This is a genomic window from Psychrobacter sp. APC 3426 (genome assembly GCF_030408035.1).
GTDB lineage: Bacteria > Pseudomonadota > Gammaproteobacteria > Pseudomonadales > Moraxellaceae > Psychrobacter.
Genome location: NZ_JASDCF010000015.1, coordinates 1 through 16,519, shown reverse-complemented (window position 1 = coordinate 16,519; position 16,519 = coordinate 1). Strand labels below are relative to the sequence as shown.

Annotated in this window: 15 protein-coding genes; 9 read left to right on the top strand and 6 right to left on the bottom strand. The window is 44.7% G+C overall.

Annotated elements, in window-relative coordinates; translation table 11 throughout:
• Nucleotides 1-204 precede the first annotated feature (204 nt).
• From tatA to QL919_RS08770, 5 genes are all read left to right on the top strand, one after another.
• Nucleotides 205-474 (top strand): Sec-independent protein translocase subunit TatA, encoded by a 270-nt coding sequence (gene tatA, locus QL919_RS08790; RefSeq protein WP_290189176.1) that lies wholly within the window; start codon nt 205-207, stop codon nt 472-474.
• A 62-nt stretch (nt 475-536) separates the two neighbouring features.
• Nucleotides 537-1,250 (top strand): Sec-independent protein translocase protein TatB, encoded by a 714-nt coding sequence (gene tatB, locus QL919_RS08785; RefSeq protein WP_290189175.1) that lies wholly within the window; start codon nt 537-539, stop codon nt 1,248-1,250.
• A complete protein-coding gene (gene tatC / locus QL919_RS08780) occupies nt 1,250-2,116 on the top strand; it encodes a twin-arginine translocase subunit TatC (protein ID WP_290189174.1) in 867 nt (288 codons plus the stop codon). The genes tatB and tatC overlap by 1 nt, the downstream gene beginning before the upstream one ends.
• Nucleotides 2,117-2,377: 261 nt before the next feature.
• Nucleotides 2,378-3,877, top strand: coding sequence for a UvrD-helicase domain-containing protein (locus tag QL919_RS08775; protein WP_290189173.1), 1,500 nt, complete (start codon nt 2,378-2,380; stop codon nt 3,875-3,877).
• A 79-nt stretch (nt 3,878-3,956) separates the two neighbouring features.
• Nucleotides 3,957-4,991, top strand: coding sequence for a tRNA-dihydrouridine synthase (locus QL919_RS08770; RefSeq protein ID WP_290189172.1), 1,035 nt, complete (start codon nt 3,957-3,959; stop codon nt 4,989-4,991).
• 77 nt (nt 4,992-5,068) lie between these two features.
• Here QL919_RS08770 and QL919_RS08765 read toward each other — a convergent pair whose 3' ends face one another.
• Both QL919_RS08765 and QL919_RS08760 read right to left on the bottom strand, forming a co-directional pair.
• A complete protein-coding gene (locus tag QL919_RS08765) occupies nt 5,069-5,494 on the bottom strand; it encodes an MAPEG family protein (RefSeq protein ID WP_290189171.1) in 426 nt (141 codons plus the stop codon).
• A 14-nt stretch (nt 5,495-5,508) separates the two neighbouring features.
• Nucleotides 5,509-5,922: an OsmC family protein gene (locus tag QL919_RS08760; protein ID WP_290189170.1), complete on the bottom strand. Its 414-nt coding sequence runs from the start codon at nt 5,920-5,922 to the stop codon at nt 5,509-5,511.
• Nucleotides 5,923-6,505: 583 nt separating this feature from the next.
• Between QL919_RS08760 and QL919_RS08755 the strand changes: the two genes are divergently transcribed.
• The gene (locus QL919_RS08755) at nt 6,506-7,024 is read left to right on the top strand and encodes an RNA pyrophosphohydrolase (RefSeq protein WP_290189169.1); all 519 of its coding nucleotides are present in this window, start codon (nt 6,506-6,508) and stop codon (nt 7,022-7,024) included.
• A 151-nt stretch (nt 7,025-7,175) separates the two neighbouring features.
• On the opposite strand, the gene QL919_RS08750 is transcribed toward QL919_RS08755, so the two are convergent.
• Nucleotides 7,176-8,003: an NRDE family protein gene (locus QL919_RS08750; protein ID WP_290189168.1), complete on the bottom strand. Its 828-nt coding sequence runs from the start codon at nt 8,001-8,003 to the stop codon at nt 7,176-7,178.
• Between the two features lie 15 nt (nt 8,004-8,018).
• A complete protein-coding gene (locus QL919_RS08745; RefSeq protein WP_290189167.1) occupies nt 8,019-9,656 on the bottom strand; it encodes a DUF4139 domain-containing protein in 1,638 nt (545 codons plus the stop codon).
• Nucleotides 9,657-9,959: 303 nt separating this feature from the next.
• On the opposite strand from QL919_RS08745, the gene lgt reads away from it, so the two are divergent.
• From lgt to QL919_RS08730, 3 genes are all read left to right on the top strand, one after another.
• Entirely contained in the window at nt 9,960-10,844 is an 885-nt protein-coding gene (gene lgt, locus QL919_RS08740) for a prolipoprotein diacylglyceryl transferase (protein WP_290189166.1), read from the top strand.
• Between the two features lie 75 nt (nt 10,845-10,919).
• Nucleotides 10,920-11,795 (top strand): thymidylate synthase, encoded by an 876-nt coding sequence (locus QL919_RS08735; protein WP_290189165.1) that lies wholly within the window; start codon nt 10,920-10,922, stop codon nt 11,793-11,795.
• 48 nt (nt 11,796-11,843) lie between these two features.
• Nucleotides 11,844-12,416 (top strand): dihydrofolate reductase, encoded by a 573-nt coding sequence (locus QL919_RS08730; protein ID WP_290189164.1) that lies wholly within the window; start codon nt 11,844-11,846, stop codon nt 12,414-12,416.
• Between the two features lie 108 nt (nt 12,417-12,524).
• Here the strand turns inward: QL919_RS08730 and uvrC are convergent, their stop codons facing one another.
• Together uvrC and QL919_RS08720 are read right to left on the bottom strand one after the other, a co-directional pair.
• A complete protein-coding gene (uvrC, locus tag QL919_RS08725; protein ID WP_290189163.1) occupies nt 12,525-14,369 on the bottom strand; it encodes an excinuclease ABC subunit UvrC in 1,845 nt (614 codons plus the stop codon).
• A gap of 139 nt (nt 14,370-14,508) precedes the next feature.
• The gene (locus QL919_RS08720) at nt 14,509-16,035 is read right to left on the bottom strand and encodes a DUF3360 family protein (RefSeq protein WP_290189162.1); all 1,527 of its coding nucleotides are present in this window, start codon (nt 16,033-16,035) and stop codon (nt 14,509-14,511) included.
• Nucleotides 16,036-16,519 lie beyond the last annotated feature (484 nt).

Genomic DNA, 16,519 nt, shown 5'->3' with positions numbered 1-16,519 from the left:
ACTTTGTCTCATTATTATTGCTTTTACCATTTTGACACAATGGCAGGTTATAATAACGCTTTTCAATGTCAAACTGATGAAGGTCATGCTGACATCTGGATTTTTTGTTAAATAGATCAATATTCTATAAAATAAACGCACTGATAAATAGACGATAAACCAAGGCATTAACACTCAGAAACTTTGGACATTAAGGATACCATTATGGGCAGTTTTTCTATTACGCATTGGCTGATATTACTGGTTGTTGTGGTGGTCGTATTTGGCACCTCAAAGCTTAGAAATGCCGGCAAAGATTTAGGCGGTGCTGTCAAAGGTTTTAAAGAAGCAGTCAAGGACGAAAATGCCGAGCATGCTAAAAAGCATGTGGTACTCGACCATGATGGCAATGCAAAGACAACCACTCGCCCAACGACCGACAAGGTCAACGAGAGTGATATCAGTACGACTTCTGTTGACGATAAGCACCTTTGATAATACCGAGTATAGTGCTGGGTATAATACTGCTAGCATCTAGATAGTGATAACCAACTCTTATGTTTGATATTGGGTTTTCTGAATTATTGCTTTTTGGCGTTATTGCCTTGATTGTCTTAGGTCCTGAAAAGCTGCCACAAGCTGCGCGTACGGCTGGGCAATGGTATGCCAAAATTCGTCGTACGGTCTCTACTCTGCAGTCTGAAATAGAGGCTGAATTGGACTTGGCAGAAACTCGGCAACAGATGCAAAAGGAGCTGGCCAAAATTCGTCAGACTGAGGCGGAGATGAGGCGCGAGATGGCAGAAATGCGCGGCAGCATGCAAGAGTTTGAGTCTTCGCAGAACCAAACGCTAAAAGCAGCACATGATAGCGCTAATAGTGTTGACACCTCCAAACATACTGCAGAGAACGAAAATAGCGTAAGTAACAAGCTAGCCTCTGCCCCAAAAGAGTTTGATTACGCTTACGGTGATACTGGCGATACAAAAGACGCTCAGCAAGGCTCTATATCAGACGCCGCTGATAGTAACGAGACTGAAAGCCTAGACAGTCAATGCATTCAATCTAATGACCCTGCAGAAAGCATTGTTCAACCTGCCATGACCAAGCCTTGGGAGAATATGTGGTTTCGTCTTGGTGATTATGATAAAGCGCGTCGCCTACCTGCACCGCCGTACTTACCCAACTACAAAGCAGATATACTGCTAAACAGTCCGTTGCACAGCCACTCCAACACACAGGCTTCTGTCAATACACAGGAGACCAACTGATGGATTTGTTTAAACGCAAAAAAAGCCGTCAAGAAAAAGTCGCTAATGCAGGCTTAGAAGACACAAGCGCATCAGATACGATTAACAATGGTGATGACAACTCTGGCGACATACTAAGCTCACTCGGCGATATGCCCATCACTGAGCATTTAATTGACCTACGCAAGCATCTTATTAAGATATGCGTGGCAGTACTGGTGATATTTTTAGCTTTGGTTGGTTTTTCACGCGAGCTATATAATTTTTTATCGGACCCGTTAGTCGCTCAGTTGCCTGCCAACTCGACTATGATTGCGACGGATATCACATCTAACTTTATGGCGCCGATACGCTTAACGATATTTGTTGCCGCCTTTGTGGCAATGCCTTATATCTTGTATCAAATTTGGTCATTTGTGGCGCCAGGTCTGTATAAAAAAGAAAAGAAAGTCGCTATTCCAGTGCTGCTATCTTCTATCATTTTATTCTATGCAGGGGTGGCTTTTTCTTACTTTATTGTACTCAAAGGGGTGCTTAAGTTCTTTATCATGTTTGCCCCGCAAAACGTCCTACCGATGACAGACATCGACAGTTATTTGAGCTTTGCTTTAAAGCTTTTTATGGTTTTTGGGCTGACCTTTGAGATTCCTGTGGTTACTTTACTGTTGATATTAGCTGGCATCGTCTCCATTCAGAGCTTAGAAGATAAGCGTCGTTATATCATCGTCGGCTGCTTTGCGGTAGCAGCAGTCGTCACACCGCCTGATGGTGTATCGATGCTGATGCTAGCATTTCCAATGTGGCTGTTGTTTGAACTTGGGCTGTTCTTGGCCAAAATATTGATTAAAGAAGAAAACAGCTCTGCAATAGCAACAGATAAAAAATGAAAGCACTGACAGACTTTTTGCTGTACTTGGTTGAGCAACCTGCAATCTGGTCAGTTAATAATATTTAAATTTATTACTTTTCCTCTTACCCCTTTAATGAGCTCAGTGCTTGTTGTCATGATCCAACCTGACCATTCAGTATCATGATTGAGTACCGCTATTATCTGCTAGCCATTGTTGATTCAGTGGCTTTTTTTGCCCTCATTGTTTTTGGCCCATACATTATTTTTACTCACTTTTAGCATTTTAGGTAGCTTTACTATGTCCGCATCTATGCCAGCTTATATGAGCGATCCCACTGATGAGCAGCTAAGCGCCTTGAACATGGCGATGGATCACAAGTCTTTTAAAGTGGTCGCTTATGCGGGTGCAGGGAAAACGACGACGCTCAAACTAATCGGTGAACGCCTACGTGGCCGCGGCTTATATTTGGCGTTCAACAAAGCCATTGCCAATGATGCTCGGCAAAAATTCCCCGGTCATGTGGACTGCCGTACGTTTCACTCACTCGCCTACCGTCACGTTCCTCGTGATATCACCGCTAAACTGTCGTTACCCAGATTCTCACCCAAACGTCTAGGAGATGATTTGGGTTTGCAACCGGTACAAGTGCGTCGCCAAATGGACGGTGTGAATAAATACATTACCCTCACGCCCGCCAGATTGGCACGGTTCGTTAGTGATGCGGTCAGTAACTTTTGTAGTACACATGCCAGTTATCCGGCACCAAGGCATATAATATTTCCCAGCTGGCTTGATGAATCAGATTCAGAGCAGCTGCGTGAGATGCTTTACCCTGCCGTTGAACAGCGCTGGTTACAGTCAATTGATGCCCGTCACCCTGCTGGTATTGGTCATGATATTTACCTTAAACTCTGGGCATTATCTAAGCCCAGCATTCCAGCGGACTTCATCTTATTTGATGAGGCGCAAGATGCTGATCCTTTGATGATGGGAATTCTGACTCAGCAGCCACGACAAGTCATTTACGTAGGTGATGCCCATCAGCAGATTTATGAGTGGCGCGGTGCCGTCAATGCGATGAAAAAACTGCCATTGCCGCAAACTTTGTTGACCCAGTCTTTTCGTTTTGGTGAGCCAATTGCAGAAGTGGCCAATACGTTGCTCAAAGCATTACAAGAAGATGTACCCCTTAAAGGCAATCCCAATAAGCAATCTTCTACCGAAAAAGGCATGGTACACAGTAAAAAAGATGCCATTCTCTGCCGTACCAATGCCGCAGCGATGGCGCAGCTATTGACTGGACTGAAACTCGGTCACCGCGTGGCACTACAAGCCGATACCGATCGTATGCTTAAATTCTGTCAGGCAGCCGAAAATTTAAAAAACGGTAAGTCTGCCTATGGTGTACCTGAGCTGGCATATTTTTATAATTGGGGTGATGTGCAAGAATACTCTGAAACCAATGAGGGCAGTGATTTAAAAACCTTGGTTAAGCTGGTCGACGACCATGGCACCAATGTACTCAGTCAAGCGGTGAATAGCTTGACCAGTATCGAAAATGCTGACTATGTCATCTCAACGGCGCATAAGGCGAAAGGTCTTGAATGGGGACGCGTACAGCTCGATGATGACTTTTATTACGATGTGACCACCAATGCCGTCAAAATCAGTCCAGAAGAGCTGCGTCTACTCTATGTTGCCTGCACACGTGCACAAAGCAACTTAGATATTCATAATATTAAAGACTTGATATCAGGATTGCAGACAGGTAAAAAGGTGGTTTTTGGTAACACGTAGTTTTACTTTCTAGCCCACATATCATAGCCCTTGCCGACCTCAATTAACGATTTCAATTTACAGAAATGACTTGCCAACCATGAATAACACTCCATCTTTATTCCAAGCACTACAAGAGCGCCAACACACTATTCAGCGCTTGTTTGCCAACCCCGTTCGCTTACTTGCGCCTATGGAAGGCTTAACCGACCCGTTAATGCGGCAAATCCTAACCCAGATTGCGACCGATTTGGGGCGACCTTATGATTGGTCAGTCAGTGAGTTTATTAGAGTCACACAGCATGTCCTGCCAGCACATGTTTTTTATAAATATGTACCAGAGCTGCATCATGATGCCAAGACCGCTGCCGGCACGCCTATTCATTTGCAGCTATTAGGTAGTGAGGCGCAGTTGATGGCCGACAATGCTGCCTATGCTTGTGAGCTTGGTGCGCCTGCGATTGATATCAATTTTGGTTGTCCCGCCAAGACCGTCAATAGTCATCGCGGTGGCTCGGTACTGCTTGATGAGCCTGAAGTGATGTACGAGATTATTAGTGCCGTGCGCAGAGCCGTCCCTACTCATATCCCTGTCTCAGCCAAGATTCGTTTGGGTTATACCGACACGAGCAGAATGGATGATATTCGCGGGGCAATTAATGACAGTGGTGCTGACTGGCTAACCATTCATGCCCGCACCAAGACCCAAGGCTATAAGCCACCTGCTTATTGGGACAAAATTCAGAGCTTTAATAGCTTGGATATACCTGTGATTGCCAATGGTGAAATATGGAATGCAGAGCAAGCGCAAGACTGTATGGCACAGTCAGGGTCTAATCACCTTATGTTAGGTCGCGGTGCGGTTACCCGTCCAGATTTAATTGCGCGTGTGGATAATGAATATTATCCAGATTTGGAGAATACGAGAACACTGTTATGGAAAGACTTAATCCCTCATCAAATTAAATTTTTGCAAGGTCAGGCAAAAAATGATGTGGCATTGGTCGGTCGTTATAAGCAGTGGCTAGCGATGCTAACCAAAGGCTATGCTGAAGCACAAAACTTGTGGACTGCTATCAAACGAGAAAAAGATAAAGCAGCGATTATTAAGGCGCTACAAGCAAGCGTTGCTTAATAAATCACCACCTTATTGATAAAACGCTCTATTGCTCAAAAAGCTTGTGTCAAAATAGCGCGCTCAACCTCATCGGTCTACATACTGACCCGAATGGCCAGATAGAAAAGCATCAAACAGCATGCTATCGACAATACCCACAGTATCGAGCGAAACGTTGCCAGATTGGTGATATAAGCGACGCAGAATCCAATGCGAATCAGTACGTATAACCATGCCAGTACATTAATAATCGACTGCGGTACAAAGAATAGCATTGCGGTTAATACCGCGGCCAAAAATATTGGCAAAGTCTCATAACTGTTATGCTGGGCGGCATTAGCACGTGCTGCTGCTCCCGTCGTACCTTGCAAAAAATCTCGCGGATGGGCATTGTCAGCCAATCTAAAGCCACCGATGGCCTTTGCGGTGATGGCCATCGCAAGCGGTAACAAGCTTGCCACCACCATTGCCCAAATGGCTGACGCTGCGGTATCAGGGATCAACCCAAAAAATAGATTCATTATGATATCAGTCCCTACCCGGCGATAACTTCAAAGTCGTGGGTGATGTTCACGCCACCTTGCACCAACATCCGACTGGCTGAGCAGTACTTTTCTGCTGACAGTTTCACTGCTTTTTCGACCTGCTTGTCTTTGATATCCTGCCCCGTCACGATAAAGTGCATATGAATATCGGTATATACCGCTGGTACCGTTTCAGCACGATGCGCCGTTAACTCACAACGCACATCCGTCACTTCTTGACGGGATTTTTGTAAAATCGACACCACATCATAGCTGGCACAGCCTCCCAGCCCCAGTAGAATCAATTCCATCGGGCTAGCACCTTTTGCTTTATCCGCATCGATTTGCACATCATGTCCTGATGGTGAGACGCCCATGAACGCCTTATTTTCTTGCCAAGTAACACTTGCTTTTGACTCTGACATCTTTAGTAATCCTTATTTTAATTGGCAGATTGTCTGCCTTTTATTTTTGATGATAACCCTTACTTTGTTAGTGTAGCACAAGCCAAACTGAGATTTTATAGAGCCATTGTCTTAGGCTACTTTCTCAACTGTCTCTCGTCGCTATTTCTCATAGTTATGTATTTTAATTATCTTGCTTAACGATAACCATGAGCGATTGGTACTTTGATATTTTATTTTCTGCATTGATGGGCTTTTATTGCTTAATAAGCTCACTCAAAAATAATAACTTTAAAAATCATATCTATAGATAATTTTTAGCTTTGTAGATAATTGCAATGGTAAGTTAGCGGTAACCTCTCTTAAAATACAATCAGTTTTGTTTACAAATGTCCATTTATAAACCATTGATTTTAAACGGTTAAACTCGTGAAACATTTTATAGCAAAATACTGTTACACATTTTGCTTGTTTCTTGGTTTAATAACGGTAATGAATCTTATTTTGACCTGATATGGATAACAATCGACTTATAATAACTATGATTGATATCAATGTATCGGATTGAGATAAGCTATTTTTAAACAAATTAAAAGGTTTAGTCATGATAGATGCAGACGGCTTTCGCGCCAATGTCGGCATCATCTTGGCAAATACACAAGGGCAAGTTCTGTGGGCAAAACGTATTGGTCACAACGCTTGGCAGTTCCCACAAGGCGGTATCGACCGCGGGGAGACGCCGATGGATGCGATGTATCGCGAGCTCTGGGAAGAGGTCGGCTTGCATCCGCGTCATGTAGACTTATTGGCAGTGACGCAAGATTGGTTGCGTTATCGTCTGCCAAAACGCTATGTGCGTCATGGACAACACCCTTTGTGTATTGGGCAAAAACAAAAATGGTTTTTGCTACGCTTAGATGAGCCGAATACCCAACATATCCGCTTTGATGAGGGCAAACCAGAGTTTGACCATTGGCAATGGGTCAGTTATTGGTATCCACTCGGACAAGTGATTCACTTTAAACGCGGAGTATATCGTCGCGCCTTACAAGAACTGGTGCGCGAACTACCCCTAAAACAAGAGCTGATTATTCCTGAACAAGACAATCATTTGTTGGTGTAATCATTTTCTCTATTCGTACCATAAACATAAATCCCCACGATGACATCTACATTTTTAGACGTTATCGTGGGGATTTTTTTGGGTGTTTTTATAGAAAGTATTTGAGATAAGGAGCCGCTAAAATAGAGAACGTCTAGGATGGCTTTGAGTTTTAAGTTTGTGATGAACGAGTATCAAATTCTCGGCTGATAATTTCGGCCGTGATAGCTGACCCCTTATCACTATCCTTATCTTTGTGCAGCATTAAGATACTTTGTGTGCGCGTCCCATAAGTAGGTACATTATCTGTCATATTACCAAAAGCAATAGGCTTGATATAAACGGAAGACAGCGTTTGCTCTATCTCAGTGGTCATGCCTGTATCAGGTAACCTATCTGCTGGCGCTTGCGTATTGTCTGACAGTACAGTAAAAGCAGCCTGCTGCCAGTACTCAGGCGAGGTGTTTTCTGCAATCAGCGGTAGTACTTCTTGACGTAGCCGACCGCGCAGTTTTTCAGTTTTAAACCAACAGTCCTCAGGCTGACCATTAGAGATGACATGCAATCCTGCATATAACGGCGTGGGTGCATGACCGCGATTATTGACCATGACCGCTTGCTGGCTATCACCAATAATCAAGTTAAACCCAGCATAGTCTTGCAAGCCAATCTGCCGTGCAAATGCCATCGGACTTAACTCACTGGTCAAAAAACCCGTGACCAACTCGCCGCGTGAGCGCTCATCAGGTCTTGCCAGCACACCATCGCGAAAGTTCAATACTGCCGCCCAGCGTCCGTTTTGCTGATGAAAATCCGAATGCAGCTCTTGATGTATACCCAACCAGGTGCCGCCACTTTGGCTATCACGTCCAGCATAAATGGGCATGTCCGCCCACTGGTGCAAAGGCTCGGTTGGACGCTGCAAAAACTCATCACGGTTTGATAACAACACCAGTGGCAGCTCATCAAATAGTTGCCAAGCGATGGCGACGATACACATAAGACTCCTTTTTATCTAATTAATTGCCAGTTTTTTACTAGCAGGATAGCTCACCTGAGAGGTGGACTGTATGACTTTCGATTGTTTGCTTGGCAAATCAAACTCCCATGCCACCATGCCTTTATTGTCATTCCAGTCGCGCTCAGTCACTGGCGGCGTATGGGTAATGGTCACTTTAAGGTTGTCATCACGGCTGACAGGCTCGCTACCCAATACTTGCAAGCGTATATTACGATTGTGTTGATTGGTGAATTGATAAGCTTGGGTTTTCGTCAGCGTTTGCATGCGATTAAACGCGCCCCTATCCCCTTGTTTATCTTCATCAGCTATCTGCCTTACAATCGTATTAGGGTCAATGCCAAAACCAATACCCTGCTCTTTTAGGGTCTGATAACTGTATCGTGACTGACCAATATAATTGTCATCGCGATATAGCTGTAGCGAACCATCAACCCAAGCAGGGGTCAAGAATGGCGCAGATGCGTACCAATAGCCAGCGGCTTCGACACTAGGTGTACTACGAATCCAAAGCTTACTACTACCAGATTGCTCATCAATGACCGTACGTACATGCCTACCATCGCTTGGAATGCTGACTCGCTGCGGTAGTTTATATTCAGTGATGCCGTTTTTATTTTGACTACTAACCGTAAAGCTTGGCAGCGGTGCCATATCTGGTGCCGATATCCCGCCATAGCTATCTCTTGCAGAAACGACAATGGGAGTCGCTTCCACATCCATCATGGCTGGTGCTGCAAATTTAGAGCGTCTACCTTCATCCTCTTCATACAATGAGAGACGCTCTACAGTGGGCAGCCGACCAGTGGTGTTTTGATTGGGATTCACTGAGCTCAAAGTTAAAGGGACGTTTAGCCAATTCTCCCCTGTTTGTTGGGCGATGATAGCCGATGCAGTGATATTTAGCTGCTCAGTCGTGGTATTTAGATGCGCTTGATAAGTTGGCTGCCAACCAGCACCGCGCACTTGATAATGTAGCTTAACCGAGCTTGGCGTGCGGCTAGCAGTACGGACACTGACTTGCGTCACGCTATTATATGTTGAGGTTGCACTGCCTACCATCAGCTGATTAAGCGCATCTTGCGCGCGAGCTTGGCGCTGCTGAATATCTAGGATGCGCTTATTAATACTCGCCGCTTGCGTCTCTAAATCGCGCGCATTATTCGCTAATGTACCATCTGTACTGATTTGCGTGACTTTGGTCAGATTTTGCAAGTAGGCTTTTGCCAAATTCGCAGCCTCTAGTTCAGCGGTAATGTCGGCTAAGGTATTTTGCTGCGTCTGCACCTTAGTGTCACCTTGATACTGACACTGCGCGGCTTGCTCACCGCTTAAGGTCTCGATACTGACTTCGCCAACATTAACGCCATTGGCCGCTTGTACACTCAAACTGTCTTTATCAATATAAGGGGACAGGCAGGAGAATATCAGTGTCTGCTCTCCACTGCCGTTGGTTGGCAACGCACGGGTGACACTGGCCAAACCCTGATAGATAGTGACTTGCTCAATACTGCTATTGACTGCCTGAGCAGGAGTCAGACTTAAAGCCGCTAGGCCAAGTAAACTCAGCGGCATCAACCGTGTCTTAGCAATTGACTTAGGTACTATGGCCACTTTGGACAAATCAGCTTGCATAATCATTCCTTAAAAGTACGTTTAATCCATTAATACGTTTCATTAGCGCAAGCTCACGCTCTCTGACGCTTTATCAAACATGGCGCTATATTTATTATGGTCATTATGCTAATCATTACTTCTTAAAGTGCTTTTCTTAAGGTGCTTTTTTATATCTTAGCGGTTTTCTGTCTTTCTTTCTAGATGTTACCAGTCGAAGATAAGTTGTTACGATGGCATTCGCCTAATAGTAATTTGGTATGCCTAACAAGCTATTTTTGCTATTATGACCCACATTCTATTATCAATAATAATGATGTCCTTATGATGATTCATCCGCAATATGACCCCGTCGCGCTATCTTTGGGTCCTGTAGAAGTACATTGGTACGGCTTAATGTATTTATTAGCATTTGCTGCCGCTTTTGGTCTCGCTTGGTATCGCAGTAGCAAACGCGACAACTGGACCACTGATATGGTGTCAGACTTGGTTTTTTATGGGGCGCTTGGTGTTATTCTGGGCGGTCGTATCGGCTACGTGTTGTTTTATCAATTCGGTGAGTTGCTACAAAACCCAGCCTACCTTCTCAAGGTTTGGGAAGGCGGCATGTCGTTCCATGGTGGCTTCCTTGGCGTGATGCTTGGCATGTGGTTTTTTGCTCGTAAATACAAAAAAACAGCGTTCCAAGTTTTTGACTTTATCGTTCCTTGTGTACCGACCGGCCTATTGTTCGGCCGCATCGGCAACTATATCAATGGCGAGCTATGGGGGCGCGTCTCTGACGGCGGTTATAATTGGTTGAATTACTTCCCGCAAGCCGCTGCTTTTGATATGCAACAATTGCAGACCAACCCAGAACTGCAGGAATTGATGCTAGAAGTGAATGGGCAGTATTTATTGCCACGTCACCCATCACAGCTATATGAAGCGCTTGCTGAAGGTTTGCTGTTATTCATCTTTTTGTGGTGGTATTCCTCAAAGCCACGTCCACGTATGGCGGCCTCAGCAATATTCTTATTAGGTTATGGTATTAGCCGATTTATCATTGAGTTCTTCCGTCAGCCAGACGCTGACCAAGGGTTTATCTTATTGGGGTGGATGACGAAAGGGCAACTATTAAGCGCCCCGATGATTATCGCAGGCTTTATCATGCTGGTTTATGCTTACAAACGCGGTATTTATGACTGGGGTAAGCAAGCGGCTTATTAGGCACCATCTTGTATAAAGCACTATATGTTAAGAGCGATATTAAAATACGTTTTAACAGCGTAAAAGAGTAACTTTATGACTACTAGCAATAACAAACAGAGTAAAAACGAGCAAGCCTACTTGGATTTGCTGCGTCACGTTATGAGTGAAGGTACTGAAAAAGGTGATCGCACTGGTACGGGTACACTAAGCCACTTCGGGGCACAACTACGTTTTGACTTAGCGTCAGGATTCCCACTATTAACCACTAAGAAAGTTCACTTCAAATCGATTGTCTATGAGCTATTATGGTTTTTAAGCGGTAGTACCCATGTCGATTATCTGCAAGAGAATGGTGTGCGTATTTGGAATGAATGGGCAACCGCTGAGCAGACGGCGCGCTTCAATCGTCCTGCTGGTGATTTAGGACCCGTTTATGGTCATCAGTGGCGTAACTATGGTGCCACTAAGAGCGAAGATGGTCGCTATAATAACGATGGTGTCGATCAAATTACCCAAGTCGTCGAGCAAATAAAGACCAACCCTAATTCACGACGTCTCATCGTCTCCGGTTGGAACCCAGGTGAAGCGGAGCAAGTTGCCCTTCCCCCTTGCCACACGCTGTTTCAGTTCTTTGTCGCGGACAACAAGCTGTCCTGCCAGCTCTATCAACGCTCAGCAGATTTATTTTTAGGTGTGCCTTTTAATATTGCCAGTTATGCACTGTTGACCCATATGATTGCGCAAGTTTGCGGACTAGAGGTTGGTGAGTTTATCTGGACGGGTGGCGATTGTCACATTTATCAAAACCACCGTGAGCAAGTCGAGCTGCAACTGACACGCGAGCTTTATACGCTACCAACCTTAACGCTTAACCCTGAGGTTAATGATATCTTTGCTTTTCAATACGAAGATATTAGCGTAAATGGTTATGAGTCGCATCCGGCTATTAAAGCAAAAGTAGCGGTATAAAAATCTGTTTTTTACGTCATTTTCTGTTGAGAATAATAAGGATATATTATGAGTTATGCCCATACTGAAGTTGCCCAAATCGCTGCTATCAGTAGCAATCGCTGTATTGGCAAAGATAATGAACTGCCATGGCATATCTCAGCAGATTTGCAGCATTTTAAGAAAATGACAACCAAAGCAAATGGTGATGCGATTCAAGGTATCGTCATTATGGGTCGTAAGACCTTTGAGTCTATGGGTAGCAAACCATTGCCAAAGCGCGTGAGCTTTATTATCAGCAGCCAATTAGATTATGCTGAACAAAAAGGTCTAGTAGGCAAAAATAATGCTCACGTCGTACATAATTTAGATGATGCTTTAACGCAAGCAGCCAGCCTCGCACACGGTGCACATCTTGATACGATTTGGGTGATTGGTGGCGAGCGCGTGTTTAGTGACGCACTCATGTACACCGATCGTATTGAGCTGACCCATGTCGATATCGAAATCCCTGCTGGCGACGCCTTTTATCCTGAGCTGCCAAGCGACTTTGAAACATCTGTAGAATCTGAGCAGATGCACGATGAAAAGAGTGATTTGGATTTTAGGTTTGTGACTTATATGAAAAAATCTGATAAATAATAACTGTTCATTCATCAAAAAATATTAAAAAATGGGGCTGCTCTAGACGATTCTAGAGCAGCCCCATTTTTATGGCAATAAGTCCGAATTTAGAAAATATCAATCGACTTACTCATGCAGCACCTTATAAACCGTTTTCGCCAATATCGGACCAATTCCCTGCACGCCTGCTAGTTCTTGTTGGGAGGCGCCAAGCAACTGCTGCATACCGCCAAAGTGATTCAGCAAGTCCCGACGACGCTTCTCACCCAGCCCTGGTATCACCTCTAGCACTGACGATGAACGGCGCTTATCACGCTTCTTACGGTGCGCTGTAATAGCAAAACGATGTGCCTCATCGCGAATGTGCATCAATAAATGTAATGCTTTGCTGTCCATTGGCAAATCAAGCGGCTCATGATCGATAAAGTGCAACACTTCAAGTCCGGCTTTGCGTCCCTCACCTTTTGCCACACTGATGAGCAACGTATCATTAAGAATGCCCAGCTCTGTCAATACCTCTTTGGCGATTCCCAGCTGACCTTTACCGCCATCAATAAGCAATAGATCAGGCAACGGCTGCTTTTTATAACGGCGCGTCAGCACTTGTTTCATCGCAGCATAATCATCACCACCTTGAATATCATGGATGGCATACTGACGGTAATCTCGCCTGCGCGCACCACCTTGATCAAAGACCACACAGCTACCGATGGTCGCCTCACCCATGGTATGGGAAATATCAAAACATTCTATCCGGTCGATGGTTCTATCAGTAACATCGGCCAGCACGTCTTTGAGTGCACCAAAGCGCGAATGCAGTTCTAAATAATCGCCCAGCTTAGTCTTAAGCGCATTATTGGTATTTAGTTTTGCCAAGTCCATCCATTCTGAACGATGTTCACGTACATTGGTTTTTATGACGACTTTGCTACCAAAATGACTGGCCAATGCTTCACTCACCGCAACCTGATCAGGTAGCTCATGACTCAATATAATCTCTGCTGGCAAGTCATCGGTCACCTGAAAATAAAACGAGGTAATAAAGGCTGACAAATTATCAGCGAGCGGCTCGCTACTATCAACATCAGGGAAGTAATTTTTGCCGCCAAGTACGCGCCCGCCGCGCACCGTCAATACGTTGACACAAGTCATACCTGCCTGACTAGCTATCGCAATCACATCGGCCTCGCCCTGTACGGTATAAACCGCTTGCCGTGCTTGTACTTCGCGGAGCATAGACAGCTGGTCACGATAAAAAACCGCCTTTTCGAAATCTAACTCTTCGGCGGCGCCTTCCATTTTTTCAATCAAAGCATTATGAATGTCGCTAGAGTCGCCTTTGAGAAAGCGAATGGTATTATTCACATCTTCTGCATATTCTTCTGGCGACACCAAGCCCACACAGGGCGCACGGCAACGCTTAATCTGATACTCAAGACAAGGGCGCTTACGTTGCTTGAAAAAGGTATTGGTACATTGGCGCATCTGAAACATTTTTTGCATCAAAACTAATGTCTCTTTTGCCGCGTGAGCAGAGGGAAAAGGCCCAAAGAAGCGACCTTTTTGATGATTGCCTTTGCCACGACCATAAGCCAATCTCGGATAAGGCTTGTCCGCTGAAATAAACACATAGAGGTAGGACTTATCATCACGTAGTAGCACGTTATAAGGCGGACGGTACTCTTTAATCAGGTTTTGCTCGAGCAGTAATGCCTCCGTCTCACTACGAGTAATAATGGTCTCGATATTATGTATCCGTGCCACCAATGCCCGTGTTTTTGGATGATCAATCGTCTTAGCGAAGTAGCTGTTGACGCGACTCTTTAGCGACTTTGCCTTGCCGACATATAAAATATCACCATTTTTACCCAGCATTTTATAGACACCTGGCAAATTTGGCAGGCGCTGAATCAAATGCTTCAGACGGGCTTTTTTATCGTCGACGGGGCTTGTTTCTGAGACGTTAACCATAGATTTTATTGCTCTCAAGATACTGATATATAGCTGTTTATGGGGCGATAGCGAAAGTTTTGCAAGGCAACTATCAGTGTAACGTCAGACAGAAAAAAAGCCAGCACCAGGCTGACTTTTTATATTGAACTCAAAAATGCTAGTGACGGAAATTTGGTAATAGTGCTGGGATACCTGGCAACATACCTACGATAGCCATTACTCCAGTCAATATCACAAAAGTGACGACAGGGATAATCCAGCGGCTCATTTTGGTGAGATTTGCACTACGCTCTTTAGAGCCAATCAGCCCCAAGTTATCAAGCACAAGGGTAATCGACCAACCAAACGCAGGATTCACCAGTGCCGATGCAAATACCACAATCGCTGCAGACTGCGTGGTTTTACCTTCGCGCGTCATCTCCATGCCTGCCTCAAGTAGCGGAATAAAAACGCCGACAATCAGCGCCACACACATCACTGGCTCCCAAATAGCCAAATCCATCGGGTAGCCCCAGATACCTGCAATGAGACAGAACAATCCCGTTAATACCGCGCCTGCTGGAATAGGACGCTTGGCAATCGCTGCTGGCACAATATATGTACCCCATGATGAAGCAAAGTTTGCACCACCCAATACTGAGCCTGCCACCTGACGAATGGAGGCACTGGTCATCGTATCATCAATATCCATCAGCACACGCTCAGTGCGTTTTGGATAGCTGATTTTTTGGAAGACTTGATGCCCTAAAAAGTCTGGTGACCACATGGCGACGGCTAATACTGCAAAAGGTAGCACCACAACGAAGCTCTCAACCGTTGGCAGGCCTAGCATCCAACCCGTATCTTCGCCCCACCAATACATCGGATTCATATTTGGCAAGCCAGGTGCAGTTTCAAAGGCAAAGGGTGCACCCATCGCAAATGCCACACCACCACCTAATAAGCAGCTAAGCGGCACAGCGAGCCAACGCTTTTGGAAATTCTCTAATACGGCATACAGTATAATCGTCAGTAGAATCACGACAAAGGCGATATGCGCCATGCCAATGCCTTCTGCCCAAGCAAATAGATTTTTGACTTGTGAGATGGTGCCAATAAAGCCCAAATAAAGCAGCAACCCACCGCACACGCCTTTACTGGTCAAGTTTGCCAGCAGACTACCCCCTTTACTAATAGCCAGCAGCAGACCAAAGGCTCCAATGAGCAGACCAAAGGCCATTGGGTGACCACCGGCGGCAACGACGATAGGAATCAGTGGAATCAGTGGACCATGCGTACCAGCAAGGTTGGCAGTCGGTAGCAGAAAGCCTGAGAATAAAATAACAAAGAACGCGACGATTAATAGCTCATAACGGACGTTTTCTAGGACAAAAGCATCGCTTAAACCAAGCGGTCCTGCAAAGGTTGCCGCAATGGCGCCCACCATCACTACTTTACCGATTGTCGCTGCCATCGCTGGAATGGTATCTTCATACTCAAAACGATAATCACGGAAAGGTAAGTTCATGCGCCAGCGTTTTGGCTGCATGATTTGTAGTTCATGGTTTAGATAAGCGTCACGACTATCAAAGCTAGAGCTTGGCTTATGTAAATCAAGGTAGCTACCTTGTGGCTCGCTGTCGTAATTGGATGGATTTGATGGTTGTTGATTAGACCCTGGAGAAGGGATCTGAGTGTTACTCATCACATTTCCTTATGTCGACTGAGGCTTCGATTGACTGTCAATGTGCTGAGCTGAGTCTATATCAAATAAAGCACCCAGCACAAATTGCAGGCTATTGTATGCCACAAGGCTGTCAAATGCGAGCTGATAACCATGTAAAGATACTATACGTATCTATATCAGCCATAACTTAAAGTTTTCTTTTGAAATTTTGGCAAACTTATCAAACATTTATTTGCGAAGCTAGCCAATAAAAAATGAGATCAACAATCATGAATATAATTTATGCAGATGATAACTAATAGTAGTTATGATTTTATTTTTATCAATCCTTAATCTAATGTTTCTTAATTTATGGGGTAATTTTCTATCTATTTAGGTGTAATGGACATTATTCATGCTGGCGTAGGGTCTAACGCTATATACTGTCTATATTTGCAAGGAATCAACGCCATGAATCAAAAAACTGCCCTTTTTGTCGTGATAAACACACCAAGAAGAATGG

Bases quoted from the DNA above. Each gene is read 5' to 3' on its own strand.
- tatA (WP_290189176.1), top strand. From the start codon at position 205: ATGGGCAGTTTTTCTATTACGCATTGGCTGATATTACTGGTTGTTGTG.
- tatB (WP_290189175.1), top strand. From the start codon at position 537: ATGTTTGATATTGGGTTTTCTGAATTATTGCTTTTTGGCGTTATTGCC.
- tatC (WP_290189174.1), top strand. From the start codon at position 1,250: ATGGATTTGTTTAAACGCAAAAAAAGCCGTCAAGAAAAAGTCGCTAAT.
- QL919_RS08775 (WP_290189173.1), top strand. From the start codon at position 2,378: ATGTCCGCATCTATGCCAGCTTATATGAGCGATCCCACTGATGAGCAG.
- QL919_RS08770 (WP_290189172.1), top strand. From the start codon at position 3,957: ATGAATAACACTCCATCTTTATTCCAAGCACTACAAGAGCGCCAACAC.
- QL919_RS08765 (WP_290189171.1), bottom strand. From the start codon at position 5,494: ATGAATCTATTTTTTGGGTTGATCCCTGATACCGCAGCGTCAGCCATT.
- QL919_RS08760 (WP_290189170.1), bottom strand. From the start codon at position 5,922: ATGTCAGAGTCAAAAGCAAGTGTTACTTGGCAAGAAAATAAGGCGTTC.
- QL919_RS08755 (WP_290189169.1), top strand. From the start codon at position 6,506: ATGATAGATGCAGACGGCTTTCGCGCCAATGTCGGCATCATCTTGGCA.
- QL919_RS08750 (WP_290189168.1), bottom strand. From the start codon at position 8,003: ATGTGTATCGTCGCCATCGCTTGGCAACTATTTGATGAGCTGCCACTG.
- QL919_RS08745 (WP_290189167.1), bottom strand. From the start codon at position 9,656: ATGCAAGCTGATTTGTCCAAAGTGGCCATAGTACCTAAGTCAATTGCT.
- lgt (WP_290189166.1), top strand. From the start codon at position 9,960: ATGATGATTCATCCGCAATATGACCCCGTCGCGCTATCTTTGGGTCCT.
- QL919_RS08735 (WP_290189165.1), top strand. From the start codon at position 10,920: ATGACTACTAGCAATAACAAACAGAGTAAAAACGAGCAAGCCTACTTG.
- QL919_RS08730 (WP_290189164.1), top strand. From the start codon at position 11,844: ATGAGTTATGCCCATACTGAAGTTGCCCAAATCGCTGCTATCAGTAGC.
- uvrC (WP_290189163.1), bottom strand. From the start codon at position 14,369: ATGGTTAACGTCTCAGAAACAAGCCCCGTCGACGATAAAAAAGCCCGT.
- QL919_RS08720 (WP_290189162.1), bottom strand. From the start codon at position 16,035: ATGAGTAACACTCAGATCCCTTCTCCAGGGTCTAATCAACAACCATCA.